The following is a 26,971-nucleotide window of genomic DNA, read 5'->3' on the forward strand; positions in this document are numbered from 1 at the left end:
TACCTCACTTACGATGTGACAGTACTGCCACATCGTTTTTTATTATGTTAAAAAAGATAAAAGGGTTATTTCAGATCTTTCATGGCGACATGATCCATATCGTGGAACACCTGATTTTCGCCAACCATTCCCCAAATAAATGTATAAGCAGCAGTTCCCACGCCTGAGTGAATAGACCAACTTGGGCTAATGACGGCTTGTTCATTACGAACAACAATGTGGCGTGTTTCCGAAGGCTCACCCATATAATGGAAAACAACGTTGTCTTCTTTCATATTGAAATACAGATACACTTCCATGCGACGTTCATGGGTATGGCATGGCATGGTATTCCATAAGCTACCGGGCTCGAGTACTGTCATGCCCATTGATAATTGGCAGGTTGGTAAAATAGATGGGTGTAAGAATTTATAGATGGTACGAACGTTACAATTCTCTACATTACCTAATTTTTCTGGTGAAGCTTGTTCGATAGTAATTTTGCGTGTTGGGTAGGTATGGTGTGCAGGTGCACAGTTCATATAAAAACGTGCAGGGGTAGTCGTATCAGTACTGATAAACTCGACAGATTTGGCTCCCATACCAATATAAATAGCTTCTTTTGGTGCGATATCATAGGATTGGCCATCAACGATAACTTGACCTGCGCCCCCAATATTAATTGCACCCAGCTCACGACGCTCAAGAAAGAACTCAACGCCTAATGCTTTTCCTGCCATTAGAGCGAGTGGCTTTTGTGTTGGAACAATGCCACCCACAATAATGCGGTCGATATGGCTATAAGTGAGATTCATTTCCCCTTCACGGAACAAGTTCTCGATCAGGAACTGTTTGCGTAAGCCTTCAGTATCAAGTGTTTTTGCATGCTCACTGTGAATTGGTTGACGAATTTCCATTATAAATACCTCATGATTTACTGATAGGTAACCGACTTTAATGGTCGGTATCCCCGAATACAGAGTGAACGTGTTCACCTCTGATGAATGTGTCTGTTAGATAAAAATTGTTATCAACAACGGCAAAATTAGCTTGAGCCCCAACTCGGATGTAACCAAATTGGTCATCGATTCCAAGGTATTGAGCGGGAACCGAAGTAGCCATTTGTACGGCTTCCCATTCAGGAACATGCGCGAGTTGCACCATGTTGCGCAATGCGTTATCAAGGCTACATGTACTACCCGCAAGAGAGCCATCAGCTGTGCGAGCTTGCCCTTGAGTGACCTTCACCGCCTGTGCCCCAAGGGCATAATCACCATCCGGTAGCCCACCAGCTCGCATACAATCCGTAATTAAAGCGAGCTGCTGATAACCTTTCATTCGATAAGCTAGCTGCATCATGACGGAGTGAACATGAATGCCATCGGCAATCAGCTCCGCAAGGACATCGTGGTACAACACTGCGCCACAGCAACCGGGCTCTCTATGATGTAAACCCGTCATGCCGTTATAAAGATGCACGCCACAATCTGCACCATGTGAAAATGCGAGACTGGTTTGTATGAAATTAGCGGCAGTATGTGCAACACTGGTCTTAATATTGTGTTGTACTAACCAATCAATAGCCTCAATGGCACCTTCTGCTTCAGGTGCAACAGCAACTCGCAAGAGTGTGTGATTAGCACATTGCACAAGGTCTTCCAATTCATGAATGGTCGGCGATTTTAAGTACTTAACAGGATGTGAGCCTCGATGACGTTCAGTGAAGTAAGGGCCTTCTAAAAAACTGCCGACTAACTGGGCTCCTGATGTTTGCGGCTTGGCGATAAAGTCACTCACTTGGGTGAGTGCGCGTTTGATATCATCCATTGGTGCGGTGACGGTGGTTCCCACCCAAGCCACAACACCAGTTTTGACTAATGCATCAGCGATGGTTTGCAACCCTTGTTGGCTTGCATCCATGACGTCTGCGCCAGCACGACCATGAATATGGATATCAACAAACCCCGGTAGTAAGGCGCGTCCTTCAAGACGGATGACTGGGCAGTGTTCGGGGGCGGTATCCGTAATTTCCTGTATAACACCGTTGCACACTCGAACATACTGCTGATAGCGAATTCCCTCAGGTGTAAAGGTACGATCCGCTAAAATGGCATATTGCTGTTTCATAGGCCATCTTCTTCACATTCAGGCTCTGACATCATAGCCAGTTGTTGACGTAGATCTTGAATACTACTTGTGCCAATATCGTGTAAGATAGAAAGAAGTTCTTTTGCATCAACCCCTTCACGTTCCAATGCCGCATTGACAATCATCGGTAGATTAACGCCAGCTAAAACTTCAACGGATTTATCTTCCATCATAATTGCCATAGCGCGGTTACAAGGGGTTCCACCAGGAAGGTCGGTGAGAAAAAGTATTTGTTCACAATTCATGGCACTCATTGCTGCTCGCATTTGTTGTTCCAATTCGTCGGGAGAAAGGGTTTCAACAAAATCAATAAACACCATATTTTCCTGTTCACCTGCGATGGCTTTGACAGCGGAAGCCATACCGCTCGCAAAATTAATGTGCCCAGAAACAATCAAACCAATCATTTACAACTCCTTGCTGGTGGGTAACTTAGCTACCCACCTAAAAACAATTTAATACGATTCTGTTACATCACACCGAGTACATGGCCAATAACACCGAAGGCCAAGACAGAGAAGATAAGCACCGGCGGTTTTGCCCAGAAACCTGTCCCTTTCACCATTTTGAACATCAAAAAGACAAGGCACAGAGGGAGTAAGTTAGGCATGATTTTGTCGAACAAGGCGGTTTGTAGTTCGACCACCTTGCCACCTACCTCAACAGCAGCGGTGGTTTGTACTTTTATGAAAGTGGCGGAAAGTGCCCCAATCACAAAAATCCCCATGATGTTGGCGGCTTTCGCTAATTTTTCTGTTGCGTCGCTCATGTTAACCATCGCCGCAGTACCTGCGCGATATCCCATGAACATCAAGCCAAAATAGACAAAAAAGTGAACAATTTGGTATAAAAAGAAGAAAACAAATGGGCCGGCAATTGAGCCTTCCATTGCGATAGATGCACCTAATGCTAAAGTCAGTGGCATCAATGTCATATGGTCGATAGCATCGCCAATTCCACCTGTTGGCCCCATACCTGCCACTTTCATTACGTTGACAGTAGAAGGCTTCTCTTTGTTCTCTTCCATGGCAACGGCAGTACCAAGTAAGAAAGTAAATAATTTTGGACTCGCATTGAAAAACTGTAAGTGATTTTTCAGTGCAGTTGCATAATCGCGTTTGTTATTACCATGAATTTTGCGTAGGGCTGGGATGATGGAGAATGCAAAGCCTCCCCCCTGCATACGTTCAAAGTTAAAGTTACCTTCCATAAATAGCCCGCGAAATGCACAACGCCATAGATCGCCTTTCGTGATGACTTTGCGGACAGTGGTATCTTGGTACTCATCAATGCCATCAACGTAGGATTCCACTGGTAAGTTTTTGGTTTCTACTGCTGTTTTGTTATCAGATACCATCTTCAAAATCCTCATTTTGTTGTGAGTTATTCTTGTTGTTGTTACCGCTGAAGAAGTAATACAGGGCTGCCGCAGATGCGCCGAGTATTGCTACTGCCATAATTGGCAGTTTGAGATAAGTGGTCATAACGAAACCAACAAAGAACACACCAGCCACTTCTTTTGACCACATGATTTTCAACAACATCGCGAAGCCAATTGCTGGAACCATTTTGGCGCCAATACCTAAGCCTTCGAGGAGTACTTTTGGTGTATTTTCATCAATCCACTGTGCCGCGTGTTCACCAAAGTAAACCGTTACAAAGGCGACGATCGCGTAGAGTAAAGAACGAACGGTAATTGTGGCGACTAATAACCGAGAGATCCCCGCCGCATCGGCTTTTTCAGCGTAGCGATCAGCTTTACCCATGGTGAACGCGGTAATAGCAAAAAAGCCGATAATGATCATTTGCATGAGAACGGCAATTGGCATACCAATCCCCATCGCTACCGCTGGTGATTGATTAGTCATAATGGCGAATGCAACGGCGGCGATAGTGCCTAAAGTAACATCAGGTGGCTGAGCCCCTGCATTTGGAACAAGCCCAAGCCAAGCTAATTCTAATGTTGCACCCGCAATTAAACCGACTTGCATATCACCCATAATCAGGCCAACAACAGGCCCTGTGATCAGTGGGCGGTGGATATTGAGTGCAACGTCATACTTATCTATACCGCAAAAGAAGGCCCATAAAGCCACGAGAGAAGCTTCATAAATCATAATAGTTTTCCTTAAACGCCTTAGTGTTAAGTTGTTATCTCAATCTGCTTATGCTGTTGCGAGAGTAAGAACATTAACGGGGGTTTGGTCTGGAGTATTTTGAATTGTGCAAGCTACTCCTTTGTCGACAAGCCGACGAAATGCTTCTAAGTCGCGCTCATCCACAGACACTGTTTTGGCAATTTGGCGCTTTCCTTCATGGAAATGCATATTGCCGACATTGCAGTGAGTGATAGGAACTCCACCTTCGACAAGGCGAGCAACATCTGTTGGGTTATTGCAAAGAATAAAGATTTTTTGACGAGGAGACGCTTTGTGAATGACATCGATGGTTTTTTCGATAGAGAAAAATCGGACGGCATATTCTCCACCTGCGGACGCTTTCATCCCTGCTTGCATAAAAGCAGAATTAGGACCTTCCGCAGCATCATCATTAGCGACAAGAATTAAATTTGCTTCAGTGTGTTTACCCCAAGTGATTCGAATTTGCCCATGTAATAAACGCTCATCGATTCGGGTCCAGACAATATTTGGTGCGTGCATATAATTGCTCTCTTATTATTAGCTATATTTATCATTAAGAAGGCATGAAGCCATCTTCTTGATATGAGAACGGGTAAATAGTGACACCTTGAACAACCCGATTAATTTCTCCAGTTGGAGATGGGTTATCTGGTGTATTCCCCAGTGCAATGGAACTATGGAATGCAAAGGCCTGCGCTAACATTAAATAAGGAAAAAATAGGGCTGAGTCTGAGCACTGCTCCATTTTTTTAATATAAACGAAACTTTCCTCTATTTGTGTGTCATCAGAAGAGGAGGTGACCGCGATCACTTTTGCTGAAGCATTATCGTGAATTACCTCTCTTAATAAGTCAGTCTCATACTGTCTGGTGTATTTATCGTTTGACAGAAACAGCACGACTAACGTTTCTTTATTGACGATAGATTTCGGTCCATGGCGAAACCCTAAAGGCGTGTCAAAGTTAGCAACGACCTTACCAGCCGTTAATTCCAACATTTTTAGGGCAGCTTCTTGTGCAAGACCCTGTAGGCCACCACTACCTAAATAAATGACTCGTTTAAATTTACCTGCATAATCTTCCCGGATACGGCGGTTAAATTGAGTGTAACTGTCGTGATAATCTTGGAAATAGGGTTTAATTTCATTCAAGTAGAAGGATTCGGTTAAGAAAATACACAGCGCAGCCATCATCATGGATGAAAAGCTTGACGTCATTGCTAATGAACGGTCATTTGATTCTTCTGGCATTAAAATGGCTAATGCATTGGTATTATTTTGGCAATAACGATATAGCTGCCCTTGCTCGTTGCAGGTTAAAACTAAGTGGTAACACTGGGTTAGGCATTTTTCTGCCACATTAAGAGCAGCAACACTCTCGGGACTATTGCCAGAGCGAGCAAAAGAAATTAGTAACGTTGGTACGTTTTCCGCTAAATATTCTTTTGGGTCGGCGACTAGATCCGTGGTGGCAATGGCATCAATACGGCGTTTTAAATGGCCTGTTAGAACGGGGGCAAGGGCGCGGCCTGCGAAAGCCGATGTTCCAGCTCCCGTCATGATAATGCGTGCGTCTGGTGCCTGAAGCACTTTAGCTAAAAATGTATCAATTTCAGCACGTTGTTCTTGTATTAGCTGGTTTGTTTTTTCCCAGCATTCAGGTTGTTGCTCAATTTCTTTTGCTGTCCAGAATGCGTTTAGCTTTTCGAGTTCAGGTGTTTGATAGCTTAAATATTCCATGTCAAACCTCAGTGACTAAATTTACATGCATCGGCATATACCGAAAGTACGTCGCGAATTTTTGCAAAAATAAAGGATTTCGCTGAGCCATCGATCATGCCTTCTCTTAATTGTTGGAATTGATGTGGCATGTATTGGCTTAAAAGTGGTAACGGGATCGGTTTTGAAGATAAGTTAGCCATCAGCGTTTCTATGGCTTGGTTAATTTCTTTATCAGGCCAGTAATAACGAATACGGTCACTAAAACTATAAACGCGTGCAAAAGCTTGCTGCTGGGCATCACCATGGTAGTATTTTTGCCAAAATTCGGGCTCACGGCACATCAACTGTTCCATTTTCTCTTTTAAGTGAGAACACTGTTCTGCTGGGAACATTTCATTCTCAATTTCACATAGAGAATAGAGGGCTTCTCGCATAGCAAATGTTAAAGCCGGGCCCACTTTTAAAATAGCAAAGTGGTCTTGAACGAGTTGCTTATAAGCATCTGGTGTTTGGTAATCGGTTGAGTGTGCTTCAAAAACAAGATGAGGGTAGTCATCAACAACTTTACTTAATGCTTGTGCTTTTTCGGGTTGATAATCAATAACACCGGTATGGTCAAATTCCACGCCAGGTTGAACGACGAGGCCAATAACACGTGTCCAGCAGTCACCAATACCTGCTTTTTCGAACGCTTTCGCATGGCAGTCTAAGGTTTTTCTCGCAGCTTGTGGGTCTGTGACTTCAACACCTTCAAGCGCTTCAGTTGCTCCACCTGGTACGGGGACTTCCGTACCAATAACATAAACGATATCGCTGTAGCCAAATTTTTCTTTGGCGGTTTTTTCTGCAATAACTGCGAGTCGGGCGGCACGTTGTGCAACGATTTCATCCGTGAGTGGAACAGGGTCATCTGCACAGGACATACTGCAATCAAGGTGGATTTTTTTGAACCCTGCGGCAACGTAATGTTCAATTAGGACATCGGCATTATCCATGGCATCAGCGGCATTAAGCCCTTGCCAACGGTTAGGACCTAAATGGTCACCACCAAGAATTAGCTTATTTAGAGGAAAATTGATTTTTTCTGCTTTCTCAACCACATAATTGAAAAAGTCAGCCGGAGTCATACCCGTATAGCCACCAAATTGGTCAACTTGATTGGATGTGGCTTCAATTAAAAGAAAGGAATCATTATCCAGCGCTTGGTGCAATGAAGCTTCAATAACAAATGGGTGGGCTGAGCAAACAGAATAAATGCCATTCTGTTTACCAAGTTTATTTTGCTGAACAATCTTTTCTAAAGGATGCATTAATACTAACTCCACAATCAACACGGTTGTATTGTTAATGGAGTTAGCGAGTTATTGCTCTTTATCGACGATGATCACTTCAATTTTATGGTTTTTCAACTCTTGGACATATTCATCAGGGATCCCAGAGTCTGTCACCAAAACATCAATATCAGCGAATTCACGGATCATATGACAGCTGCGCTTACCAAATTTCGTAGAATCAGCAACCGCAATAACAGTTTCCGAGATTTCACACATTAACCGGTTAAGGCTAGCTTCCTGTTCATTGTGTGTCGTGATACCAACGCGTAAATCGAACCCATCAACCCCAAGAAAAACCTTGTCAAAACGATAATTTCTGAGGCTATTTTCTGCTTGTGAGCCAGAAAACGATAAAGCATTTTTGCGCAATGCGCCGCCAGTCATTAGTACATCAACGCCAGCGGCTGTTGCTAACTCCATTGCGACATCTAAACCGTTAGTCATGACAACGACGCTATCCCGCGACTTTAAGTGTGTCGCAATTTCTCGTGTCGTTGTCCCCGAGTCTAAAATGATCGTATCGCCATCATTAATGAGCGCGGCGGCTGCTTTCCCTATTAATGTTTTTGTGCCCGCATTCTGCCCACGTTTTTCATGGATGCTAAGTTCAGCAATAAACCCAGTATTTGGAATTGCTGCCCCATGGGAGCGGACCACATAACCATTCTTTTCAAGAAAGCTTAAATCGCTACGGATGGTGACACTTGAAACTTTAAATATTTCGGCTAAATCTTCGACTCGTGCTTTACCTTGTTGGTTAATCATGTCGAGGATTTCCATGCGCCGTTCAACTGCCGCTTTCACTTTCATCTCCTTACGAAACCAAATGATCTTCTTTCATTTGATTTCGAATTAAGTTTACTACGCTAAAAAATACCGACAACGAAAAAAAACAAAACTTTTGATCTCTTTCACAAAGTTTCGATTCGTGTGTTGTTTGCTTACGGATATTTTCAAATTTTAAATATCATATCTTCGAATAAGAAAGTATCCAATCAATAAAGTAGCAATAATTGTACTTTTACTAAGCAACCCCTGTGTTTTGCATAAATATTAGCAATATTTGCAAAAAATTCGCTAAATATAAGCTCAAAAATTGGCATAAAGTGCGATGGTGGTAATTGAAGTTCGAAAGGAATAGAAGTTTCTTTAAAGCAAAAACAAAAGTTACTGGGCTACTGTGTGTTATTTATATGCTTTTCAACGTTTCTGACTCAAATTAAACGCTTTCAAATTCTTTCATTTTTTGATTTTGTGATTTCAATCTCTTTTGATTTTTCGTGTTTTGCGTAATGCTATAAAAATAACCTGACTGTTTCGGATTAATTTAAATGCCTGCAAACCAACCTACTTATTTTCATATGATGGCGAAACCCACCAGTTATCGCTGCAATATTAAATGCGAATACTGTTTTTATCTTGAAAAAGAAAATGTGTTTCACGAGCAACCAAAGGAAGACCTGCATGACGTTATGCCTGATAACGTACTACGTCGTTATATCAAAGACTATATCCAGTCCCATGCTGGTGAACAGGTAGACTTTTCATGGCAAGGTGGGGAGCCAACCCTTGCAGGGCTCGAATTTTTTGAGCGTGTTGTTAAGTACCAAAAGCAATATGCCCAAGGAAAAATCATCACGAATAGTGTGCAAACTAACGCTATTGCGATTAACCGACAATGGGCGCAGTTTTTTGCAGACCACGGTTTTTTAATCGGTGTATCTATTGATGGCTTAGAAGCTGTTCATGATAAATATCGAATTTCCGTTAATGGTAACCCAACTTTTGAGCGTGTGAAGAAAGCGATTCAGCTCCTGATTGAATATGGTGTTGAATTTAATACCTTAACCGTTGTTAATGACCAAAATTGGCGAAAAGGAAAAGAAACGTATCGAGCTTTGAAAGCATTGGGTTCCACTTTTTTTCAGTTCATCCCCATTGTTGAAGTGGATAGGCGCTTTCCACATACTCAAGGTGGCCATTATGCCCCTGGGCCAAATGCCGCGATGGCACCATTTTCAGTACCCGCTGAGGGATATGGGCAGTTTATGGCTGATGTTTTTGATGAATGGATCCACCAAGGAGACATTGGCAAAATTTATATTCGTCTATTTGATAGCTTATTAGGCACTTGGATGGGCTATCCGGCATCAACCTGTGTGCAATCTAAAACGTGTGGGCAAGCGCTGATTATTGAATCTAATGGGGATGTCTACTCCTGTGATCACTATGTGTACCCTGCCAATCGGTTAGGTAACGTACAACAACACTCCCTTTCTCGTATTGTCTCCTCTAAACAGCAAGTCCGTTTTGGGCAAAATAAATATGACAAGCTAACGAGTCTTTGCCAGCGCTGTGAGGTTCAAAGCCTTTGTTATGGCGGCTGCCCTAAGCACCGGATCACGGCGATAGAAGGTGAAAAATATCGCCATAACTATTTATGTCGTTCATATAAAAAGATTTTTCATCATACCGCTTTAGGTATGCAGTTAATGCGTCAAGCGATATCTGGTGGTGCTTTAGCTAGTGATGCACTTGGCGCAATACAGCGTGCTTATAAGCAATAATAATATTATCTGGAGATATTTTTGTGAGATTACCTTCTATGAAGAAAAGCCTATTAGCAGGGCTGATAGCAGCAAGTAGCTTAGTACCTCCCATTGCAGCGAATGCAGGTGGTACACCGGAAAAGCCGAATGTTTTACTGATTATTATGGATGACTTAGGAACAGGGCAGCTCGATTTTGTGCTTGATAGCCTTGATGTCAAAGAGCTTGCGCAGCGCCCATCACCACAGCGTTATCAAGGTGATATTAATAAGATGGTGGAAGCGGCCAGAACGGCGATGCCAAATGTTGCGGACATGGCTGCAGGCGGAATTAAGATGACCAATGCATTTGTGGCTCATCCTGTTTGTGGCCCATCACGAGCGGGTATTTTTACTGGGCGCTCTCCTGCAAGTTTTGGCACTTACAGTAACGATGATGCGATGTTAGGTATTCCTCAAGATATCAAACTATTACCCGCATTATTCCAAGAAAATGGCTATGCCACAGCCAGTATTGGAAAATGGCATAATGCGAAGGTATTGAAAAAACCTAAAATTGCACCAGAAAAGCAAACTCGCGATTATCACGATAATATGATTTCGACACCGGAGCCAGGTTTCGCACCTCATGAAAGAGGTTTCGATTATGCATATAGTTTCTATGCATCAGGGGCGGCACTTTGGAATTCCCCCGCAATGTGGCGAAATGGTGAAAATGTGCCAGCTCCTGGCTATACCACGCATTTGTTAACGGATGAAGCCATTAATTTCATTGATGGGCACAAAGACAAACCTTTCTTTATCAATCTTTCATACAGCGTACCACACATCCCATTAGAAGAAGCTTCACCAGCGAAATACATGGATAAATTCAATACTGGTAATGTTGAAGCCGATAAATATTTTGCTGCGCTAAATGCGGCCGATGAGGGAATTGGTAAAATTATCAATACACTAAAGGAAAATGGTGAATTAGATAATACGCTAATTTTCTTTATTTCTGACAATGGTGCGGTGCATGAGTCGCCAATGCCAATGAATGCGATGGATAAAGGCTTTAAAGGGCAAATGTTTAATGGTGGCGTACGCGTTCCATTTGTTGCTTATTGGCCGGGGCATATTCCCGCAGGTAAACACAGTGATGCGATGGTTTCTGCGATTGATATCTTACCAACTGCATTACAAAGTGCAGGGATCACCATACCCGATAGCATGAAAGTAGAAGGCAAAAATATTATGCCACTATTAACGGGTAAAACAGAAAAGTCACCACATGACTATCTGTATTGGACAGGTCCAGGGACGAAACATTACAGCGAAGAAAACCAAGATTTTTGGCATGGCTACCATGAATGGATCACTTATCAACGCAAAGAAATTCCAAACAACCCTAATTTAGAAAAACTATCGAAAGGCTCATGGGCTATCCGTGATGGGGAATGGGCGCTTTATTTTTATGATGATGGTTCTAACCAGCTCCAATTATTCAATGATAAACAAAATCCAGCCGAATCGAATAATTTAGCAGCTCAATACCCAGAAAAAGTAAAAGAGTTGAAATCTGCTTATTATCAATGGATTAAGGATAAACCAAAACCTGTCGTATGGGGACAAGACCGTTACCAAGTCCTGATTGAATCAGCAAAATAAATACAAACTTTTGTTCTAATCTGCGCGCAAGGATGCGCCAGTTTGCATCATAGAGAAACACGTATGACAATACCGACTGAACGCCCAAAGCTGCCTTATGAGCACCCAGATATAAAAATTTATCAGAAGTTATTCAAAGAGAATATCATTCGAAGATTAATTAGAAAGTCAGCCTATCAATGTAACGATAACCACATCATCAAAGCCTTTCAAGATGAAAATCAACCACTTTCAGTTCTTTGCGAATTATTAGTGCGCTATACCACGGAAGCTTTTGTTCATTATCAAACATGGGGTTACTCTCACGCATACTATCCTGGCAGCCCAGGCCAGCAAACGGTGCGGACAGATGCCCTTGAAGGGGTTAGTAGGGTACTGCCTTTACTTGCTTCATGGCTAGTTCATAGCCAAAAAGCAATATTGAATGGGTTAAATTTAGCATCAATTGACCTTTCTGAAATCATCAAAAATGCATTTTTACATGGTACAGACCCTGCTCATAAAGGCTATTGGGGAAGGCTTGAAAATTATGACCAAAAAATTTGTGAATCTGCAGATTTAGCGCTGACTCTCTGGTTGAGTCGTGAGTGGGTATGGGATAAATTGGATAACTCTGCGCAACAACGCATTATTGAGTGGTTCGAACAGGTTAATCATTGCGATATCGTTGATAACAACTGGCACCTTTTCCCTCTTACCGTGCAATTTGTGATCCGAGCTCTCACAGGTCGAGATACCATTGCAATGTGGCGGTATGAAAGAGTGAAACAATTTTACGTGGGTGATGGCTGGTTTCGGGATGGCGCGAAAGGTAACTTTGATTACTATAATGCATGGGGCTTTTACTATTCATTATATTGGCTGAACCAAATTTGCCCCCACTTCGATGATGAATTCATTCGTAGTTCATTAAATCAGTTTAACCATCATTATCGTTATTTTATGACACCGCAAGGGATTCCATTTTTTGGCCGCAGTGCATGTTATCGCCTCGCGGTGTCCGCGCCTTTATTAGCCGGTGTTGATTTAGGTGGGGATGCTGTGAGTGTGGGGGAGGCTAAAAACGCACTAGAAAGTACTTTGCGTTATTTTATTGGTCATGGTGCCTTAAAAGCGGGAGCGCCAACTCAAGGTTTATTTAGCTATGATGCCCGCCTAGTCGATAATTACAGTGGTCCTGCGAGTAGTTTTTGGTCATTACGTGCTGTAATTATTGCTTTGTATTGTGGCAATCGAATTCAACTTTGGGATAGCCCTTGTAGCCCACTGCCAGTTGAAAGCTCAGACTTTCATTTCGAAATACCATCAATTGCGGTAACGGTTATTGGTGTGAAAGAAACACAAGAGGTCACCGTGATATTTCGTGAAGATTACCTCAAACAGCAATCCCCATTGACGCGTCGCTTAGAGAAACAATTATGCTCTCAGAAAGTAATTGAAACGCTACTAGGCCAATCAAAACGACCTAAAAACAACTTGTTACGTAAAGGAGTGACAAGTTATAGCTCTAAAATGACTCACTACTTCTAATCTTCCTTTCATTTGCTTTCAGTGCGAAAGAAATAGAAATGTGATTTAGATCTTTTACCTTTCTGTTTCTTTCGTTTAATATTATTCGAAATTAATCGAAAGCTGAGAGGCGATTATGTACTTGGTATCTACCCGTAATATGTTGAACAGAGCCCAACTGGGAGGCTATGCAGTTCCTGCATTTAATATTCATAATTTAGAAACCATTCAAGTTGTTATGGAAACTGCTGCAGAAATGGCATCTCCCGTTATTTTAGCAGGAACCCCGAGTACGTTTTCTTATGCAGGAAGTGACTACTTGATAGCTATTTGCCAGCAAGCGGCTGAGCGCTATAAAGTCCCAGTGGCTTTGCATCTAGATCATCATGAAGATATTCCAGATATTTTCCAGAAAGTCTCCGCGGGTGTGCGTTCTGCGATGATTGACGCTTCTCATTTTCCGTTTGAAGAAAATATTCAAATAGTTAAACGGGTTGTTGATTTTTGCCATCAATGGGACTGCACAGTTGAGGCTGAGCTGGGGCGTCTAGGGGGGCAAGAAGATGACTTAGTTGTTGATGCCGCAGATGCACTTTTCACTGACCCTGACGCTGCGATTACTTTTATTCAAAGAACTGGTATTGATTCCTTAGCTGTTGCAATTGGAACCGCTCATGGCATGTATAAAAGTGAGCCACATTTGGATTTTGCTAGGCTGGACGCAATCCGTAAGAAAACGAATTTGCCTTTAGTTCTTCATGGTGCTTCGGGGATCCCTGATGCAGATGTCAGGCATTGTATTGAGCTTGGAATTTGTAAAGTCAATGTCGCGACAGAGCTAAAAATCGCGTTTTCTGATGCAATCAAGCAGTATTTCATTGAGAACCCAGAAGCTACTGACCCTCGCCATTATCTGGTTCCAGGAAAGGCAGCGATGAAAGCGGTGGTGATGGATAAAATTCGTGTTTGCAAAAGTGATGGAACACTTTAACAAGTAAAAATCATCTAGATTTGCTGGGGTATAACCCAAATTTATTGTTGATAGTCCGCAATAAATCGTTTTGAAAATAAAAGGAATATTATGAAACAAGTTGCTGTTTTGCTCGCAGATGGCTTCGAGGAAGGGGAAGCGGTCGTTTTCATTGATATCATGCGTCGGTTAGATATTCATGTCGATGTCTTATCTTGCATGGATTCGCTTATTTTAAATACGTATTTTGGTACTAAAATTAGTGCAGATTATCTGTTAGTCGAAAAGTTATCCCATACTTATGATGCAGTTATGATGCCTGGTGGGCCAAAAGGAACTGACCGTTTGTATGCGAATGAAAAAGTAGTTGATTTCCTTCGGCGGCATATACATGAGGATAAGTATATTTGTGCGCTATGTTCTTCTGGTGCGAAAGTATTAGCAGCTCATGGGTTACTGGAAGGTAGGCATTATAGTACAGGGGACAAGTTGGCTGAGAAATTTGATGATGGCATCTATGTTGACCAAGATGTTGTTATTGACGGAAAATTTATCAGTGCAAAAGGGCTTGGTGTAAGCTTTGAATTTGCATTTACCGTCGCAAAACATTTGCTGGCTGACAATGTTGATAAAGTGGATTGGCAAGCTAAGCATATATATTTTAAACATTGGCCACTTCCCTATCTATAACTTTTATCGGTGATCAAGATAAAAAATAAAGCGGGAATGATATTTTTTCCCGCTTTATTAATATTAAATAGCAGAATAATGATCAAAAATCAGAGTTAATAGTGTATGAAGCTAGTTCTCATCATGATAAGAATTAATTGTAATTTATCAGTATTATAACAGCTGGATTTAAATTAGAAATTTTCCGTTATAAACATTAAGCTGGTCAGATATATAATCGCCGGTAAGGAATGAATATGCGGAATATTGCTATTACAAAAAATAATATTATTTCTGGTTTTCAATGGTTCTTTTTTATCTTTTGTAATACGGTTGTTATTCCTCCGACTTTACAATCTGCGTTTCATTTATCACCACAAACCACGTTTGTAATAACCCAATATGCTTTTTTATTAACGGCTCTGGCTTGCTTGTTGCAAGCGTTTATAGGCCATAAACGCTCTGTGATGGAAGGGCCAACTGGGCTGTGGTGGGCAACAATTTTAACCGTAACCTTGTCAGAATCTATGCAAGGAACTTCTCTTGAGACGATAGGATGGAGCTTGGCTATAGGGATTTTTCTGTCTGGGATTATTACCATTTTTATTGGTTTAAGCGGTCTTGGTGGTTGGTTAGCTGGTTTGTTCAAGCCGGGAGTGCTTGTGGTGTTTATGTTTTTACTTGGTGCTCAACTGGTCACTATTTTTTTAAAAGGGATGTTAGGACTACCATTTGGTGTTGGCAGTGAAAATATTACAGTTAATTATCCTGTCTTCTTTTTAGCCCTCGCAGTACTGATATTTGTCATCGCGATGATCATTTATTTACCTATGAGTATCAGTAAATATGCATTATTGATTGGAACAATTACCGGATGGCTTGCTTATAGTGGGTTATTTGGCAGCACGATATCACCTGTTTCATCAGGGCAATGGGTGTTATTTCCATTAGGTAGATCCGATGAAATCAATATAAGTATTGCGCTGACAGCGATTTTGGCTGGAATATTAAACACATCCAATACGTTTGGAGCGATGCGAGGAACTGATGTTTTTTATCCCAATTCATTACCCGTTAAATCCTTATATCGGCGTAGTTTTATGATGTCAGGGGTTGTAACAATATTAGCAGCGCCGATAGGCGTAGTGCCTTTTTCACCGTTTGTCTCATCTATTGGTCTAATTACTCAGACAAAAGACAGTTCACGTATCTCTTTTACTATTGGCAGCCTTATTTTCTTATGTGTGGGGGGCATTGCGGTATTGACTCAATTTTTCCGCTCTTTGCCGTTAGCCATTGGTAGCGCGGTTATGTTAGCGACGTATTTGCCGCTGCTATTTTCTTCATTTTCATTTCTTGCGGATATGAAACTGAATGCACGTAATATTTATCGCCTCGCATTACCTATTTTTATTGGCATCTTTTTGATGTCAGCACCTGCTGCGGTATTAAATTCTTTGCCAACAATGTTTAGTTCTTTACTAGGTAATGGGTTACTCATGGGCATTATATTGGCACTTATTTTAGAAAATACGATCAAGTGGGATAACATAGCTTAATGTTTTGATAAAAAAAGCAAAGATGAAGGAAAATCTTTGCTAGAAAAGAAATAAAAAGGGATGTGATTTCATTTGGGCGTTTATTTTTTAGTATAAACCCAATTTTTTATATCAATAGGCTTAGTGATAATTTTGTTATCAATCAAAAATTGTTGAGTTTGCTTTAACTTACGGATGTCATTATCAGTAATATTAACGGAATAGCGTTTAGAAAAACTATCTATACTATGAAAATCATGTATTTTTTTTATGATTTCAATATTAGTATCGCTTTCTTTAGCAAGTAAAATTTCTGCCTGATCGGGGTTATTTTGCGCATATTTACTTGCTTTTAATAAAGCAATATTCATTGCTTTAATCACCTTCTCATTTTGATTTATGAATGCTTCTCTCCCTACGATAACAGAAATACCTGAGAGTTCAGGTTCAGTACGGGTTGAATAAAGTGTTGTAATCGTCGGAGATTTATTTTCTAAACGGGCGGTACTTTGCTCAGTCCATACCATCGCATCAATTGCTCCGTTTAATAATGCGGATTCAGCATCATTTGTCATTTGAATAATATTGAAGTCAGATAATTTATATCCTTGTTGTTCAATAAATAGCGTGAAATACCGTTGCATATACGTTCCTCGTGGTAATGCAACTTTCTTGCCTTTAAGGTCAGCTAACGAGTGAATATTGCTATCTTTTCTTACTGCGATATTAGCATTGATGGAAGAATCCTCTGACATGATTAATTTTAAGGGAACACCTCTCGATGTGGCTATAATTCCCGGAAAATCTGCATAAACAGCAATATCAATAGCATTTGTCGCGAGGCCTTCATTGACGGCTGGACCTGCTCCTGCAAAACCAGAAATGGAATATTGGTAATCAACTTTTTGTAGCTCTTCTTCAAGATATCCTAGCTGTTTTGCTAAACCGAGCAAACCACTTAAACGACCATTATTATCTGCTGTACCAATACGAACAATTTTTTCATTATTTTTACTGTCAGGTAGCCTTTCATCCCCACAACCAACTAAAATGAAGGAAATTAATACTATGATAGGAAATTTGATATAATTTAATAATGTCATGATATGTTCCTTCTAGATTTCATATTCACTTGAAAAAAGTTCTGCAGAATTATCAAAAAATTCTTGAAGAATAATTCTCTTATAATATGCAAAATCAGAACTACCTCGATTTCGTGGATAAGGAAGATTAATATCAATTATTTTTTTTATGTTTCCAGGGCGGGATGACATTATAATTACTCGATTTCCCAAATATATTGCCTCTTCAATATCATGGGTAACTAAAATCATCGTCAGTTGCTTTTCTTGTTTGATAGATAAAATCTCTCGTTGCATTTCAATTTTGGTTAAAGCATCAAGTGCGCCAAGCGGTTCATCCAATAACAATAGTTCAGGTTGGGTGATTATTGTACGGGCAATTGCTGCACGTTGTGCCATTCCTCCTGAGAGTTGTTTAGGATAAGCATTAGCAAACTCAGTCAAGTTTACGAGTTTTAAATAATTTTCAACTAGAATTTTCTTCGTTTTTTTATCTATATGGTCTAATCCGAAAGCGATATTATCAGCAATTGTTAACCAAGGTAGAAGCCTATTTTCTTGAAAAACCATTCCTCTTTCTATATTTGGTTCGGTTATCTCTTTATTTTTAAATAGTACACTTCCACTATTGAATTGGTTTAAGCCTGCAATTATGCGTAGTAAAGTACTTTTCCCACAACCACTATGGCCAACGATAGCAATAAATTCACCTTGTTGAACTTGAAGGTTAATATCTTCTAAAACAGAAAGTAACTTATTATTGATAGTGAAATTTTTAAATCCATTTTTGATTGATAGCATATTTATTTCCTTTCTGTTCTTAACCATGGCAGCAGGTAATAAGATATAATTAATAAAATCTTATCTAATAATAAACCGACTATACCGATAACAAGAATACCCACTATAACGACTGGGGAATCTAGCATAATTCGGGCATCATTGATGCGATAGCCAATACCTGAGTTAGCTGCGATCATTTCTGCTGCAACGACTGTTGCCCAAGATAACCCCATTGCAAGCCTTAAACCTGTAAATAGGTTGGGAAGTAGTGATGGAATATAAATTTTTCGTAATTTTTGCCAGATATTGAATTGATAAAGATTACCTAATTCAATATAAGTCATAGGTGTCGTTTGTATTCCATTGATGGTACTTAGTAATATAGGGAAAAAGGCACTTTTTATAATAAGAATAATTTTAGTTACTTCACCAATCCCAAACCATAAAATTAATAATGGTATCCATGCTAGTGGAGGAATTTGACGTATAGCATTTAATGTCAGGTTGAAAATTTGGTTTGTTCGTAGCGACAATGCCATGATAATACCAAGAAAAAAAGCAAAAATAGCAGCGATAGCAAAGGCTATTAATACTCGGGATAAACTAATTGATATATCTTGCCATAATTGCCCAGAATATAATTGGAAATTCAAAGAATGCCATGCTTGCGGAATAGATGGAAAAATAACAGGAGAAACACCTCCAATTGTTGTTGTAATATACCAAATTGTAAAAATAATGACTGGAAGTAGAAGTAAATAAAAACTGTTTTTCAACATGATATATAAACCTCAACTTATTTTATCGAAATATTGATTGAGGAAGCTCACATATGTTTTTGTATCCTGTAATCCAACGAGTTTATCCACTAATTTCCCATTATTTGAGACTGCAATAATAGGTATACTTCTAAGTGAATACTTTTGAAGAATTTCAACAGAATTATCTACAGAGAGATAATTGATTTTATTTATTGAGTAAAGTTTCACTAATGAAGGTAATAACTCATTCAATACTTTACATTTATTGCACCAATTAGCACCGAAGAAAATCAAATTATTTTTATTTTCATTAATAATTGAATCGAATGTTTCACTATCTATTTCATATATTTTATCGGAAAAGAAAAATATGTCAGATTTTTTGGAGGAATGATTATCTCCAGTGCGAGCAATACATAAGATATCATCATCTGGAATTTTATGTTTTATTATCCCTTCGATATACACTCCTGTAATTGTATCTTTAGGGGCTGCATTTGGTAATCGAAATTGAGAGACATCCATAGGTGCTATGCTATTTTCTTCAGGTATATCTAATTGAGGGATCCAATCATAAGGGATTCTATAAGCACGATAGATCATATTATTGCGTTTTTTTCCTTCTCGCCAGTAAGGTGAGACATATTCCCACACAATCTCATGTTCAGCTGTTATTTCAATCAATCGCCCATTTGAGCCTTCGGTAATTAAAGTATTACCATTTGGTAGACGCTGAGCGCTACTTACATATGGGCTATAGAATCGACTCGAATCCATGGGAGATGCAAAACCTAGTTTTTCTGCATCATGTTGCCAAATAATTTCGAGAGTAACTGGGTTTATTTCTAATACTCGAGAACTATCTCGCCATGCATTTTTTAAGCCATATACAGATGAAGGGTTTGGTGCTCCATAACCAGCCCAACCTCCATTATCAAAAATTAACAGATTTCCTGCACCTGGAAGGCCATGAGGTATAATATGAGCATGATGAGGTCCGATAATCCAACCAAGATGATGAACTTGTTTGTCGTTATAATCTGGCCCTAATTGCCAAACTATTTTTCCAGTTTTTCGACTAGTTATTCCTATTATATTTGCTTCTCTAGAATCCCAAATAATGTTATCAGGATGAAAACGTTCGTCTCCATTATCATAATGTAGATTTGGCCCTATACGAGACATGGTATTAATATGTAGATAATCTCCCATGCCTCCACCAGCACTACGCATATTTGGATCACGATATAAAACATTTCTAGCTTCTTCGCTGAAATTTAATTCTGAAAAGTGATCGCTAAATGCCCATTGCCAGATAATATTACCTTGCCAATCTACTTCGATAAAAATATCATCAAGTAGCCATTTATCTGATATTTCAGGTTTGTAAATATTTTGATGGCATAGTATTAGAGTATTTCCGCTATGGGTTTGTGATGTTAATGTAGGAGAATAATAACCAACAGGGTTTCCATCACGTTGAAAATCATGATGTTGTCTTGCCATCCATATTATTTCTTGATTAGGATCTTGTATTTTTTCTAATTTATTGAATGACCATATAATGTTACCATCCCAATCAAATTGAACTAAATCAACTTGATCTTGAACACCATATTTAGGTGATCGCAAACCATGACTACCAAATAAATATCCACCAGGTAAAATTTTATTAGGGAAACCATCAACTCCTTGCCATAAATGCACTTCTCGACCATTCATATCAATTAATAGCGCACCTTTTCCTGGTGCGTTAAAAAGGATATAACCACTAAATGTTTTTTCTTTATTGAAAATAGTAGTTCCTGAAGGATAAATACTTGGATGCCCCATATTAAATATTCCTATAGTAAATTTTTCTATGTGGAATAATGGTGTAAAGGTAATGGCTTTTGAAATATTTTTTATTATGGTGTTATAACTTAATAGAACAATACAGTAATGTTCTATTAAGTGCTTATATTTATAATATTAAGTGATAAGAATATAATACGTAATTAATACAAAAAGTTAAAAATATAATTGATTTTTTCCTAGTGATGGTATGAGTATTGTTCATATCTTATGATCAGTAACACAGTATGAAGGATATTAAACTATACATTATGTTAATTCATTTACTGATCGTTATTTACGGGCTAACATTGCGTTAGCCCGTAAAATTTAACGGCCTAAATAACTATCCCAATCTTTCCAAACGGGCTGTAAACCGGCTTGCACAAGGGCATGTGCGACTTGAGCGGCACTGCGGTTATCATTTGGGGAAAACTGTTCTAGCTCTTCTTTGGTATCTGCATAGCCCCCCGGTTGGGTTTTTGAGCCGGCACTGACGTTGTTAATTGCCAATGGCACCACGTGATCACGGAAATAAGGTGATTCGCGGGTTGAGAGTGAAAGCTCGACATTCGGCGCCAGTAGGCGAAAAGCACAAATCAATTGCACTAATTCGGCTTCATTCATCAGTGATGCTGGTTCAACGCCACCTGCACAAGGGCGCAAGCGAGGAAAAGAGATAGAATAACGACTTTGCCAGTAGTATTGCTGTAAGTACAACAAATGTTCTGCAACCATATAGCAATCGGTACGCCAACTGTTTGATAAACCAATTAACGCGCCAAGGCCGATTTTATCTATACCTGCTTCTCCTAAACGTTCTGGAGTGGCTAGGCGCCAGTGAAAATCCTGCTTTTTACCTTTGAGATGATGTAGTTGATACGTGGGCTCATGGTAGGTTTCTTGATAAACCATCACACCGTCTAACCCCAAAGTTTTCAACTCCTTATATTCATCTGTGCTTAGTGGCTGCACTTCCATCATTAACGAACTGAAATAAGGGCGAATGATGGGGAATGTGTGGCGGAAGTAGTCCATACCCACTTTACTTTGGTGCTCCCCTGTAACCAGTAATAAGCTATCAAAACCAATTTTGCGAATGGTTTCGCACTCATTGATGATTTCAGCGTCATTTAGCGTTTTTCGCTTAATTTTATTACTCATCGAGAAACCGCAATAAGTACAATCGTTTGCGCATAGGTTCGATAAATAAAGTGGCACGTAAAAGCCAACAGCATGGCCAAAGCGTTGGCGGGTGAGTTTCTGGGCTTTTTGTGCCATCAGCTCAATATAGGGACGGGCAGCAGGGGAAAGCAGCGCCATAAAATCATCGAGTGTGAGTATATCTGCCGCCAAAGCGTGTTCCACATCGACAGGTGTTTTACTGTTTATCCGCAGTGTCGTATCGTCCCAATCCAGTGCTTGTAAGCGTTCTTGGAAACTTGGGATCATGATAAGGCTCCTAAAAAACGGGTCAATGGGCTGGACGCTTGCGCCTGTTGCTTCGGCGCAGCTAACCCGCTTTGATAAGCTAACTCAGCGGCTTCGACCGCGAGTTTAAACGCTTTTGCCATAAGTGCAGGTTGCTTCGCTACCGCGATTGCGGTATTGACTAAAACGGCATCGGCACCCATTTCGATGGCTTCTGCCGCATGGCTTGGCGCACCAATTCCGGCATCTACGACGACAGGCACAGAAGCTTGTTCAATAATGATACGGAGCATTTCTTTAGTTGCTAAGCCTTTGTTTGTGCCAATCGGTGAGCCTAATGGCATCACAGCGGCACAGCCTACTTCTTCCAAACGACGACAGAGTACTGGATCTGCGCTGCAATAAGGCAATACAACAAATCCCTCTTTAACGAGCTGCTCTGCGGCGAGTAATGTCTCGATGGGATCGGGTAGCAAATAACGCATATCTGGATGGATCTCAAGTTTGACCCAATTGGTACCGAGGGCTTCTCGAGCTAGGCGCGCTGCAAATACCGCCTCTTGGGCATTTTTCGCACCGGAGGTATTCGGTAATAGCTTCACACCCAATTCTTGCAGTGGCTGTAAAATACCATCATCTTGCCCACGTAAGTCAATACGTTTCATTGCCATTGTCACCAATTGACTGCCGGATGCTTCAATGGCGTCTTGCATTAGGTTGGCGCTGGCAAATTTACCTGTTCCAGTAAACAGGCGTGAGTGAAAAGTTAAATCTGCGATTTTTAACATTATTAGCCCCCAGCGATAGCTTGAAATAACAAGATATTGTCTTGGTCATTAATGAGGTGTGAATCCCACTGGCTCTTCGGAATGATCACTTGGTTGATAGCAAGTGCAGTTCCCACTATTGGCCGGTTGAGAGTGGAAAATAATTGATTAACCGTCAGTGGGGCGTCGAATTCCATAGGTTGGTCGTTAATTATGATATGCATGTTTCTTCCCGACAGATTGGACATTGCAATGACGGCGTTAATTGCAATGTATTCCATTGTTGCTGTTTCCCATCAAATAAACGCAATTTACCGCTCAGTGAAGAGGGAAGGCTGACAAGTAATTTAATGGCTTCTAGTGCTTGTAACGTGCCGATAATTCCAACTACAGGCCCTAATACCCCGGCAGTGCGGCAGTTGCGCTCGGGTTCATCTTTGTCTGGATATAAACAGGCATAGCAACCAGTACTAAATGGCGGTTCAAGTACCATTAATTGGCCGCCAAACCCAACCGCACTACCGCTAACTAAGGTTGTATTGGTCATGACACAAGCGGTATTGACCGCATGGCGAGTGGCCATGTTATCGCAGCAATCAAGCACTAAATCGACTTGTTCAGCTAAAGGAATTAAAGTCTCAACATCCAACTTCTGTGCGACAACATGGGTTCTTACCAATGGATTGAGCCGATGCAGCCTATCTGCGGCAAGCTGGGCTTTTGGCTGGCCGATATCATCGGTATCGTAAAGTACCTGCCGTTGTAAGTTAGAAACGTGCAAGTCATCGTGGTCAGCTAGCCACAATTCGCCGACACCAGCCCCCGTTAAATAAAGGGACGCGGGGGAGCCTAATCCCCCTAAGCCGACAATGAGGACTTTGCTATTTTTGAGTTTTTGTTGCCCCTCGGGACTAATGTCTTCGAGTAGTAGCTGGCGGCTGTAACGCATGAATTCTTGGTCACTTAACATGATTGAATTCCTTAAATCATTACTCACCCTGTTTTATGATGATAAAGCAGGGCGAGTTATGTGATTAAAAATTGGCTAGTTGGCAGTATTTCGCTCAATTAAATCCAACAACGTTTCTGTTGCAGCGCGCCAATCATCGGCTTTGGTAATCGCACTGACCAGCGCAACACTACCTACCCCAGTTGCTAGCACTGCGGGGACTTTATCAATAGAAATTCCACCAATGGCGACAGTTGGGTAATCAGGCGTTGCTTCCACCATGGCTTTAAGCGTTTCTAAACCCTGAGGGGAAGAAGGCATTTCTTTCGTTTGTGTTGGAAAGATATGCCCCATAGCAATGTAAGAAGGACGCACGGATTTCGCGATAGCCAGTTCATGCTTATCGTGCGTTGATATTCCTAACCGTAAGCCCGCTTGGTGGATTGCTAATAAATCGGTAGTTTCCAAATCTTCTTGGCCCAAATGTACGCCATAAGCACCCAACTCGACCGCTAAGCGCCAGTAATCATTAATAAATAAACGTGCGTTATGTTTTTTTCCTAGCGCAATCGCTTGTTGAATATCATCACGAACATCGGCATCAGGTTTGTCTTTGATGCGCAATTGGATTGTGGAAACACCTGCATTAAGCAAGCGTTCAATCCATTCAACGGAATCCACAACGGGGTAAAGCCCAAGGCGTTGTTCGGTCGCAGGAAAAGGACTATTTGGGATAGATATAGCACTAGGCAATTTTGGCATTTTCATCCACCTCTGCGTTCACAATTTCAGCACCATGGTAGAGCTCGCTGCCATGAGCACGGAAGGCTTCTGACATCTGTTCCATACCGGCTTCTTTTTGTGCTGCGTAGTCACGAACTTCTTGGGAAATCTTCATTGAACAGAATTTCGGTCCGCACATAGAACAGAAATGGGCAATTTTCCCAGAGGCTTGTGGTAAGGTTTCATCGTGATATTTGCGAGCAGTTTCAGGGTCTAATGCCAAGTTAAATTGGTCTTCCCAGCGAAATTCAAAACGGGCTTTGGACATGGCGTTATCACGGATCTGTGCACCAGGGTGCCCTTTAGCAAGGTCAGCGGCGTGAGCTGCAATCTTATAAGTGATTAGCCCTTGCTTAACATCGTCTTTATTCGGCAATCCCAAGTGTTCTTTCGGGGTGACATAGCATAACATTGCACAGCCAAACCAGCCGATCATGGCGGCACCAATACCAGAAGTAAAGTGGTCATAACCCGGAGCAATATCGGTTGTGAGTGGGCCTAAGGTATAGAATGGCGCTTCGTGGCAATGTTCCAATTCTTCCGTCATATTACGGCGGATCATTTGCATTGGTACGTGGCCAGGGCCTTCGATCATGACTTGGACATCATATTCCCACGCAATTTTGGTTAACTCACCAAGGGTATGTAATTCGGCAAATTGTGCTTCATCGTTGGCGTCTTGGATTGAACCTGGGCGCAGGCCATCCCCTAATGATAAGGAAACGTCGTAAGCGGCACAAATTTCACAGATTTCACGGAAGTGCTCATACAGGAAGTTTTCTTGGTGATGAGACAAGCACCATTTGGCCATGATGGAGCCACCGCGAGAGACGATCCCTGTTAGGCGCTTGGCGGTCATCGGTACATAGCGTAGTAATACGCCGGCATGGATAGTGAAGTAATCGACGCCTTGCTCTGCTTGTTCTAATAATGTGTCACGGAACATTTCCCACGTGAGATTTTCGGCGACACCGTTTACTTTTTCGAGCGCTTGGTAAATCGGAACCGTACCAATAGGCACCGGGCTGTTACGTAAAATCCATTCGCGAGTTTCGTGAATATAACGGCCAGTAGATAAATCCATGACGGTATCCGCCCCCCAACGTGTTGACCAAATCAGTTTTTCGACTTCTTCTTCAATGGATGAGGTGACCGATGAATTACCAATATTAGCATTAACCTTAACCAAGAAATTGCGGCCAATAATCATTGGTTCTGATTCAGGATGGTTGATATTGGCTGGGATAATGGCGCGACCCGCCGCCACTTCTTGGCGAACAAATTCAGGGGTAATATTCTCCGGTAAATTTGCGCCAAAGCCTTGGCCTGGATGTTGTTGCAATAAAACTTCGCCACGAATACGTTCACGCCCCATATTTTCGCGGATTGCAATAAACTCCATTTCAGGGGTTACGATGCCTTTACGTGCATAGTGTAATTGAGTAACACACTTGTTAGTTTGGGCTTTTAATGGGTGGGGGCGGTTGTTAAAGCGCAGATGATCAAGACCTGCATCAGCAAGGCGTTGTTGGGTAAAATCGGAACTTAAATTTTCGACAGGTACGGTATCAGCTCGTTCACTTATCCATGGCGCACGAATTTTTTTAAGACCTTTATGCACATTTAATTCAGAAACTGGGTCGCCGTAAGGGCCAGATGTATCATAGATAGGAACAGGTTCGTTATCTTCAAATTGTGGGTTGTCTTTATCGCCACCAATCAAGGTTTGAGAGAGTTGGATTTCTCGCATCGGGACTTGGATATCGTCTCTAGAACCTTGTAAATAAATGCGCTGTGAATTAGGAAACGAAACGCCAGAAACGGTATTAATAAAATTTTCAGCGGCATCACGTTGAGCTTTACGGGTGCGAGCGGGTGCTGCTTGTGGCGATAAATCAGCAGTAGGGATGATATTTTGTTCTGTATTATTGGACATAGCAATTTCCTGACATTGTCACGGCTATCACAGTTTTATGTGTAGCGGGTTTATCGAAAGAAAGTTGCTTGTCAGGAGTTCGGAGGAGTAATAAAAAGACATTGCGGCTAATTTTCCACCAAATGTGAGGTGATAAACTAACGCTGAGTGATTACTCTTGTTCCCTTCGCGGGTATTAACCCGATCAGGTTCCGCGGATCCCGAATTAACGGTCTCAGCCTGATGCATTGCATACTAGGCACTCCGACAAGAGATTTCAGTATAAGCTTTCCTCGTTATTCTTCAAGCGATAAGTGCGTTGGCTGCTCTCGGCTACCCAAGTCACATACTTATGTATGCTCCTTGGGATATCCTCATTTGCCGCCTTCTTCTCACTTGAATAATTTAGAGGAAAGTAAAATGGAATAAGGTTATTTCCTTGTTATTTTTCAAGGGATAAG

The 26,971-nt window shown here is 41.1% G+C and carries 25 protein-coding genes and 1 riboswitch; of the genes, 6 read left to right on the forward strand and 19 right to left on the reverse strand.

Going from position 1 to position 26,971, the window contains the following annotated elements; translation table 11 throughout:
• Window positions 1-65 precede the first annotated feature (65 nt).
• The 9 genes from kduI to agaR form a co-directional block, all read right to left on the reverse strand.
• Window positions 66-896, reverse strand: coding sequence for a 5-dehydro-4-deoxy-D-glucuronate isomerase (kduI, locus tag M1F17_RS01645; RefSeq protein WP_004264427.1), 831 nt, complete (start codon window positions 894-896; stop codon window positions 66-68).
• Window positions 897-933: 37 nt separating this feature from the next.
• Window positions 934-2,106 (reverse strand): N-acetylglucosamine-6-phosphate deacetylase, encoded by a 1,173-nt coding sequence (nagA, locus tag M1F17_RS01650; RefSeq protein ID WP_180312310.1) that lies wholly within the window; start codon window positions 2,104-2,106, stop codon window positions 934-936.
• Window positions 2,103-2,534, reverse strand: a complete 432-nt coding sequence (gene agaF, locus M1F17_RS01655) for a PTS galactosamine/N-acetylgalactosamine transporter subunit IIA (RefSeq protein ID WP_094962834.1) — start codon at window positions 2,532-2,534, stop codon at window positions 2,103-2,105. Before agaF ends, nagA begins: the two co-directional genes overlap by 4 nt.
• Before the next feature lie 62 nt (window positions 2,535-2,596).
• On the reverse strand, window positions 2,597-3,484 hold the full coding sequence (locus M1F17_RS01660) for a PTS system mannose/fructose/sorbose family transporter subunit IID (protein WP_036958865.1): 888 nt from the start codon (window positions 3,482-3,484) through the stop codon (window positions 2,597-2,599).
• Window positions 3,474-4,244 carry a PTS N-acetylgalactosamine transporter subunit IIC gene (agaW, locus tag M1F17_RS01665; RefSeq protein WP_004264436.1) on the reverse strand — a complete coding sequence of 257 codons (771 nt, stop codon included), beginning with the start codon at window positions 4,242-4,244 and terminating at the stop codon, window positions 3,474-3,476. The genes M1F17_RS01660 and agaW overlap by 11 nt, the downstream gene beginning before the upstream one ends.
• Before the next feature lie 48 nt (window positions 4,245-4,292).
• Window positions 4,293-4,787 (reverse strand): PTS N-acetylgalactosamine transporter subunit IIB, encoded by a 495-nt coding sequence (agaV, locus tag M1F17_RS01670; RefSeq protein WP_110592652.1) that lies wholly within the window; start codon window positions 4,785-4,787, stop codon window positions 4,293-4,295.
• 34 nt (window positions 4,788-4,821) lie between these two features.
• A complete protein-coding gene (locus M1F17_RS01675) occupies window positions 4,822-6,006 on the reverse strand; it encodes an SIS domain-containing protein (protein ID WP_004264442.1) in 1,185 nt (394 codons plus the stop codon).
• 8 nt (window positions 6,007-6,014) lie between these two features.
• A complete protein-coding gene (gene kbaZ, locus M1F17_RS01680) occupies window positions 6,015-7,298 on the reverse strand; it encodes a tagatose-bisphosphate aldolase subunit KbaZ (RefSeq protein ID WP_318837193.1) in 1,284 nt (427 codons plus the stop codon).
• A gap of 51 nt (window positions 7,299-7,349) precedes the next feature.
• Window positions 7,350-8,126: a transcriptional repressor AgaR gene (gene agaR / locus M1F17_RS01685; protein ID WP_036958927.1), complete on the reverse strand. Its 777-nt coding sequence runs from the start codon at window positions 8,124-8,126 to the stop codon at window positions 7,350-7,352.
• Between the two features lie 527 nt (window positions 8,127-8,653).
• Between agaR and M1F17_RS01690 the strand changes: the two genes are divergently transcribed.
• The 6 genes from M1F17_RS01690 (at window position 8,654) to M1F17_RS01715 (ending at window position 16,227) form a co-directional block, all read left to right on the forward strand.
• Entirely contained in the window at window positions 8,654-9,889 is a 1,236-nt protein-coding gene (locus M1F17_RS01690) for an anaerobic sulfatase maturase (protein WP_144140716.1), read from the forward strand.
• A 23-nt stretch (window positions 9,890-9,912) separates the two neighbouring features.
• The gene (locus tag M1F17_RS01695) at window positions 9,913-11,520 is read left to right on the forward strand and encodes a sulfatase (protein ID WP_094962829.1); all 1,608 of its coding nucleotides are present in this window, start codon (window positions 9,913-9,915) and stop codon (window positions 11,518-11,520) included.
• 63 nt (window positions 11,521-11,583) lie between these two features.
• Complete coding sequence (locus M1F17_RS01700; protein WP_004264467.1) at window positions 11,584-13,050, forward strand: DUF2264 domain-containing protein; 1,467 nt, start codon at window positions 11,584-11,586, stop codon at window positions 13,048-13,050.
• Between the two features lie 115 nt (window positions 13,051-13,165).
• Window positions 13,166-14,020: a tagatose bisphosphate family class II aldolase gene (locus M1F17_RS01705; protein ID WP_036958871.1), complete on the forward strand. Its 855-nt coding sequence runs from the start codon at window positions 13,166-13,168 to the stop codon at window positions 14,018-14,020.
• Window positions 14,021-14,107: 87 nt separating this feature from the next.
• The gene (locus tag M1F17_RS01710) at window positions 14,108-14,689 is read left to right on the forward strand and encodes a DJ-1/PfpI family protein (protein WP_144140720.1); all 582 of its coding nucleotides are present in this window, start codon (window positions 14,108-14,110) and stop codon (window positions 14,687-14,689) included.
• Between the two features lie 236 nt (window positions 14,690-14,925).
• On the forward strand, window positions 14,926-16,227 hold the full coding sequence (locus M1F17_RS01715; RefSeq protein WP_036958874.1) for a uracil/xanthine transporter: 1,302 nt from the start codon (window positions 14,926-14,928) through the stop codon (window positions 16,225-16,227).
• A gap of 80 nt (window positions 16,228-16,307) precedes the next feature.
• Here the strand turns inward: M1F17_RS01715 and M1F17_RS01720 are convergent, their stop codons facing one another.
• The 10 genes from M1F17_RS01720 to thiC all read right to left on the reverse strand — a co-directional run bounded on the left by M1F17_RS01720 (window position 16,308) and on the right by thiC (window position 26,531).
• The gene (locus M1F17_RS01720) at window positions 16,308-17,309 is read right to left on the reverse strand and encodes an ABC transporter substrate-binding protein (RefSeq protein ID WP_136135117.1); all 1,002 of its coding nucleotides are present in this window, start codon (window positions 17,307-17,309) and stop codon (window positions 16,308-16,310) included.
• A 12-nt stretch (window positions 17,310-17,321) separates the two neighbouring features.
• Window positions 17,322-18,089 carry an ABC transporter ATP-binding protein gene (locus M1F17_RS01725; protein ID WP_226617260.1) on the reverse strand — a complete coding sequence of 256 codons (768 nt, stop codon included), beginning with the start codon at window positions 18,087-18,089 and terminating at the stop codon, window positions 17,322-17,324.
• A gap of 2 nt (window positions 18,090-18,091) precedes the next feature.
• Window positions 18,092-18,850, reverse strand: a complete 759-nt coding sequence (locus tag M1F17_RS01730) for an ABC transporter permease (protein ID WP_094962824.1) — start codon at window positions 18,848-18,850, stop codon at window positions 18,092-18,094.
• Between the two features lie 12 nt (window positions 18,851-18,862).
• Entirely contained in the window at window positions 18,863-20,665 is a 1,803-nt protein-coding gene (locus tag M1F17_RS01735; RefSeq protein WP_206277595.1) for an arylsulfotransferase family protein, read from the reverse strand.
• 330 nt (window positions 20,666-20,995) lie between these two features.
• Window positions 20,996-22,117, reverse strand: coding sequence for a 2-iminoacetate synthase ThiH (gene thiH / locus M1F17_RS01740; protein WP_004264492.1), 1,122 nt, complete (start codon window positions 22,115-22,117; stop codon window positions 20,996-20,998).
• The gene (locus M1F17_RS01745) at window positions 22,114-22,884 is read right to left on the reverse strand and encodes a thiazole synthase (protein WP_004264496.1); all 771 of its coding nucleotides are present in this window, start codon (window positions 22,882-22,884) and stop codon (window positions 22,114-22,116) included. The genes thiH and M1F17_RS01745 overlap by 4 nt, the downstream gene beginning before the upstream one ends.
• 2 nt (window positions 22,885-22,886) lie before the next feature.
• Window positions 22,887-23,087 carry a sulfur carrier protein ThiS gene (thiS, locus tag M1F17_RS01750; protein WP_004264499.1) on the reverse strand — a complete coding sequence of 67 codons (201 nt, stop codon included), beginning with the start codon at window positions 23,085-23,087 and terminating at the stop codon, window positions 22,887-22,889.
• Window positions 23,075-23,833, reverse strand: a complete 759-nt coding sequence (locus M1F17_RS01755; protein WP_318837194.1) for a HesA/MoeB/ThiF family protein — start codon at window positions 23,831-23,833, stop codon at window positions 23,075-23,077. The genes thiS and M1F17_RS01755 overlap by 13 nt, the downstream gene beginning before the upstream one ends.
• A gap of 75 nt (window positions 23,834-23,908) precedes the next feature.
• Window positions 23,909-24,574, reverse strand: a complete 666-nt coding sequence (gene thiE / locus M1F17_RS01760; RefSeq protein WP_094962821.1) for a thiamine phosphate synthase — start codon at window positions 24,572-24,574, stop codon at window positions 23,909-23,911.
• Window positions 24,558-26,531, reverse strand: a complete 1,974-nt coding sequence (gene thiC, locus M1F17_RS01765) for a phosphomethylpyrimidine synthase ThiC (protein ID WP_136135115.1) — start codon at window positions 26,529-26,531, stop codon at window positions 24,558-24,560. Before thiC ends, thiE begins: the two co-directional genes overlap by 17 nt.
• Window positions 26,532-26,675: 144 nt before the next feature.
• Window positions 26,676-26,787, reverse strand: a riboswitch (TPP riboswitch).
• Between the last annotated feature and the right edge of the window lie 184 nt (window positions 26,788-26,971).

Origin of the sequence: Providencia sp. PROV073 (assembly GCF_033688125.1) — a bacterium.
GTDB classification, from domain to species: Bacteria; Pseudomonadota; Gammaproteobacteria; order Enterobacterales; family Enterobacteriaceae; genus Providencia; species Providencia hangzhouensis.

Excerpts from the sequence above, each read along its gene's own strand:
- kbaZ (WP_318837193.1), bottom strand. The coding sequence starts at position 7,298 with ATGCATCCTTTAGAAAAGATTGTTCAGCAAAATAAACTTGGTAAACAG.
- M1F17_RS01660 (WP_036958865.1), bottom strand. The coding sequence starts at position 3,484 with ATGGTATCTGATAACAAAACAGCAGTAGAAACCAAAAACTTACCAGTG.
- agaF (WP_094962834.1), bottom strand. The coding sequence starts at position 2,534 with ATGATTGGTTTGATTGTTTCTGGGCACATTAATTTTGCGAGCGGTATG.
- M1F17_RS01730 (WP_094962824.1), bottom strand. The coding sequence starts at position 18,850 with ATGTTGAAAAACAGTTTTTATTTACTTCTACTTCCAGTCATTATTTTT.
- M1F17_RS01745 (WP_004264496.1), bottom strand. The coding sequence starts at position 22,884 with ATGTTAAAAATCGCAGATTTAACTTTTCACTCACGCCTGTTTACTGGA.
- M1F17_RS01690 (WP_144140716.1), top strand. The coding sequence starts at position 8,654 with ATGCCTGCAAACCAACCTACTTATTTTCATATGATGGCGAAACCCACC.
- M1F17_RS01675 (WP_004264442.1), bottom strand. The coding sequence starts at position 6,006 with ATGGAATATTTAAGCTATCAAACACCTGAACTCGAAAAGCTAAACGCA.
- thiE (WP_094962821.1), bottom strand. The coding sequence starts at position 24,574 with ATGCCAAAATTGCCTAGTGCTATATCTATCCCAAATAGTCCTTTTCCT.
- kduI (WP_004264427.1), bottom strand. The coding sequence starts at position 896 with ATGGAAATTCGTCAACCAATTCACAGTGAGCATGCAAAAACACTTGAT.
- M1F17_RS01720 (WP_136135117.1), bottom strand. The coding sequence starts at position 17,309 with ATGACATTATTAAATTATATCAAATTTCCTATCATAGTATTAATTTCC.
- nagA (WP_180312310.1), bottom strand. The coding sequence starts at position 2,106 with ATGAAACAGCAATATGCCATTTTAGCGGATCGTACCTTTACACCTGAG.
- thiS (WP_004264499.1), bottom strand. The coding sequence starts at position 23,087 with ATGCATATCATAATTAACGACCAACCTATGGAATTCGACGCCCCACTG.
- M1F17_RS01755 (WP_318837194.1), bottom strand. The coding sequence starts at position 23,833 with ATGTTAAGTGACCAAGAATTCATGCGTTACAGCCGCCAGCTACTACTC.
- M1F17_RS01700 (WP_004264467.1), top strand. The coding sequence starts at position 11,584 with ATGACAATACCGACTGAACGCCCAAAGCTGCCTTATGAGCACCCAGAT.
- M1F17_RS01725 (WP_226617260.1), bottom strand. The coding sequence starts at position 18,089 with ATGCTATCAATCAAAAATGGATTTAAAAATTTCACTATCAATAATAAG.
- thiH (WP_004264492.1), bottom strand. The coding sequence starts at position 22,117 with ATGATCCCAAGTTTCCAAGAACGCTTACAAGCACTGGATTGGGACGAT.
- M1F17_RS01705 (WP_036958871.1), top strand. The coding sequence starts at position 13,166 with ATGTACTTGGTATCTACCCGTAATATGTTGAACAGAGCCCAACTGGGA.
- agaW (WP_004264436.1), bottom strand. The coding sequence starts at position 4,244 with ATGATTTATGAAGCTTCTCTCGTGGCTTTATGGGCCTTCTTTTGCGGT.
- thiC (WP_136135115.1), bottom strand. The coding sequence starts at position 26,531 with ATGTCCAATAATACAGAACAAAATATCATCCCTACTGCTGATTTATCG.
- M1F17_RS01715 (WP_036958874.1), top strand. The coding sequence starts at position 14,926 with ATGCGGAATATTGCTATTACAAAAAATAATATTATTTCTGGTTTTCAA.
- agaV (WP_110592652.1), bottom strand. The coding sequence starts at position 4,787 with ATGCACGCACCAAATATTGTCTGGACCCGAATCGATGAGCGTTTATTA.
- M1F17_RS01735 (WP_206277595.1), bottom strand. The coding sequence starts at position 20,665 with ATGGGGCATCCAAGTATTTATCCTTCAGGAACTACTATTTTCAATAAA.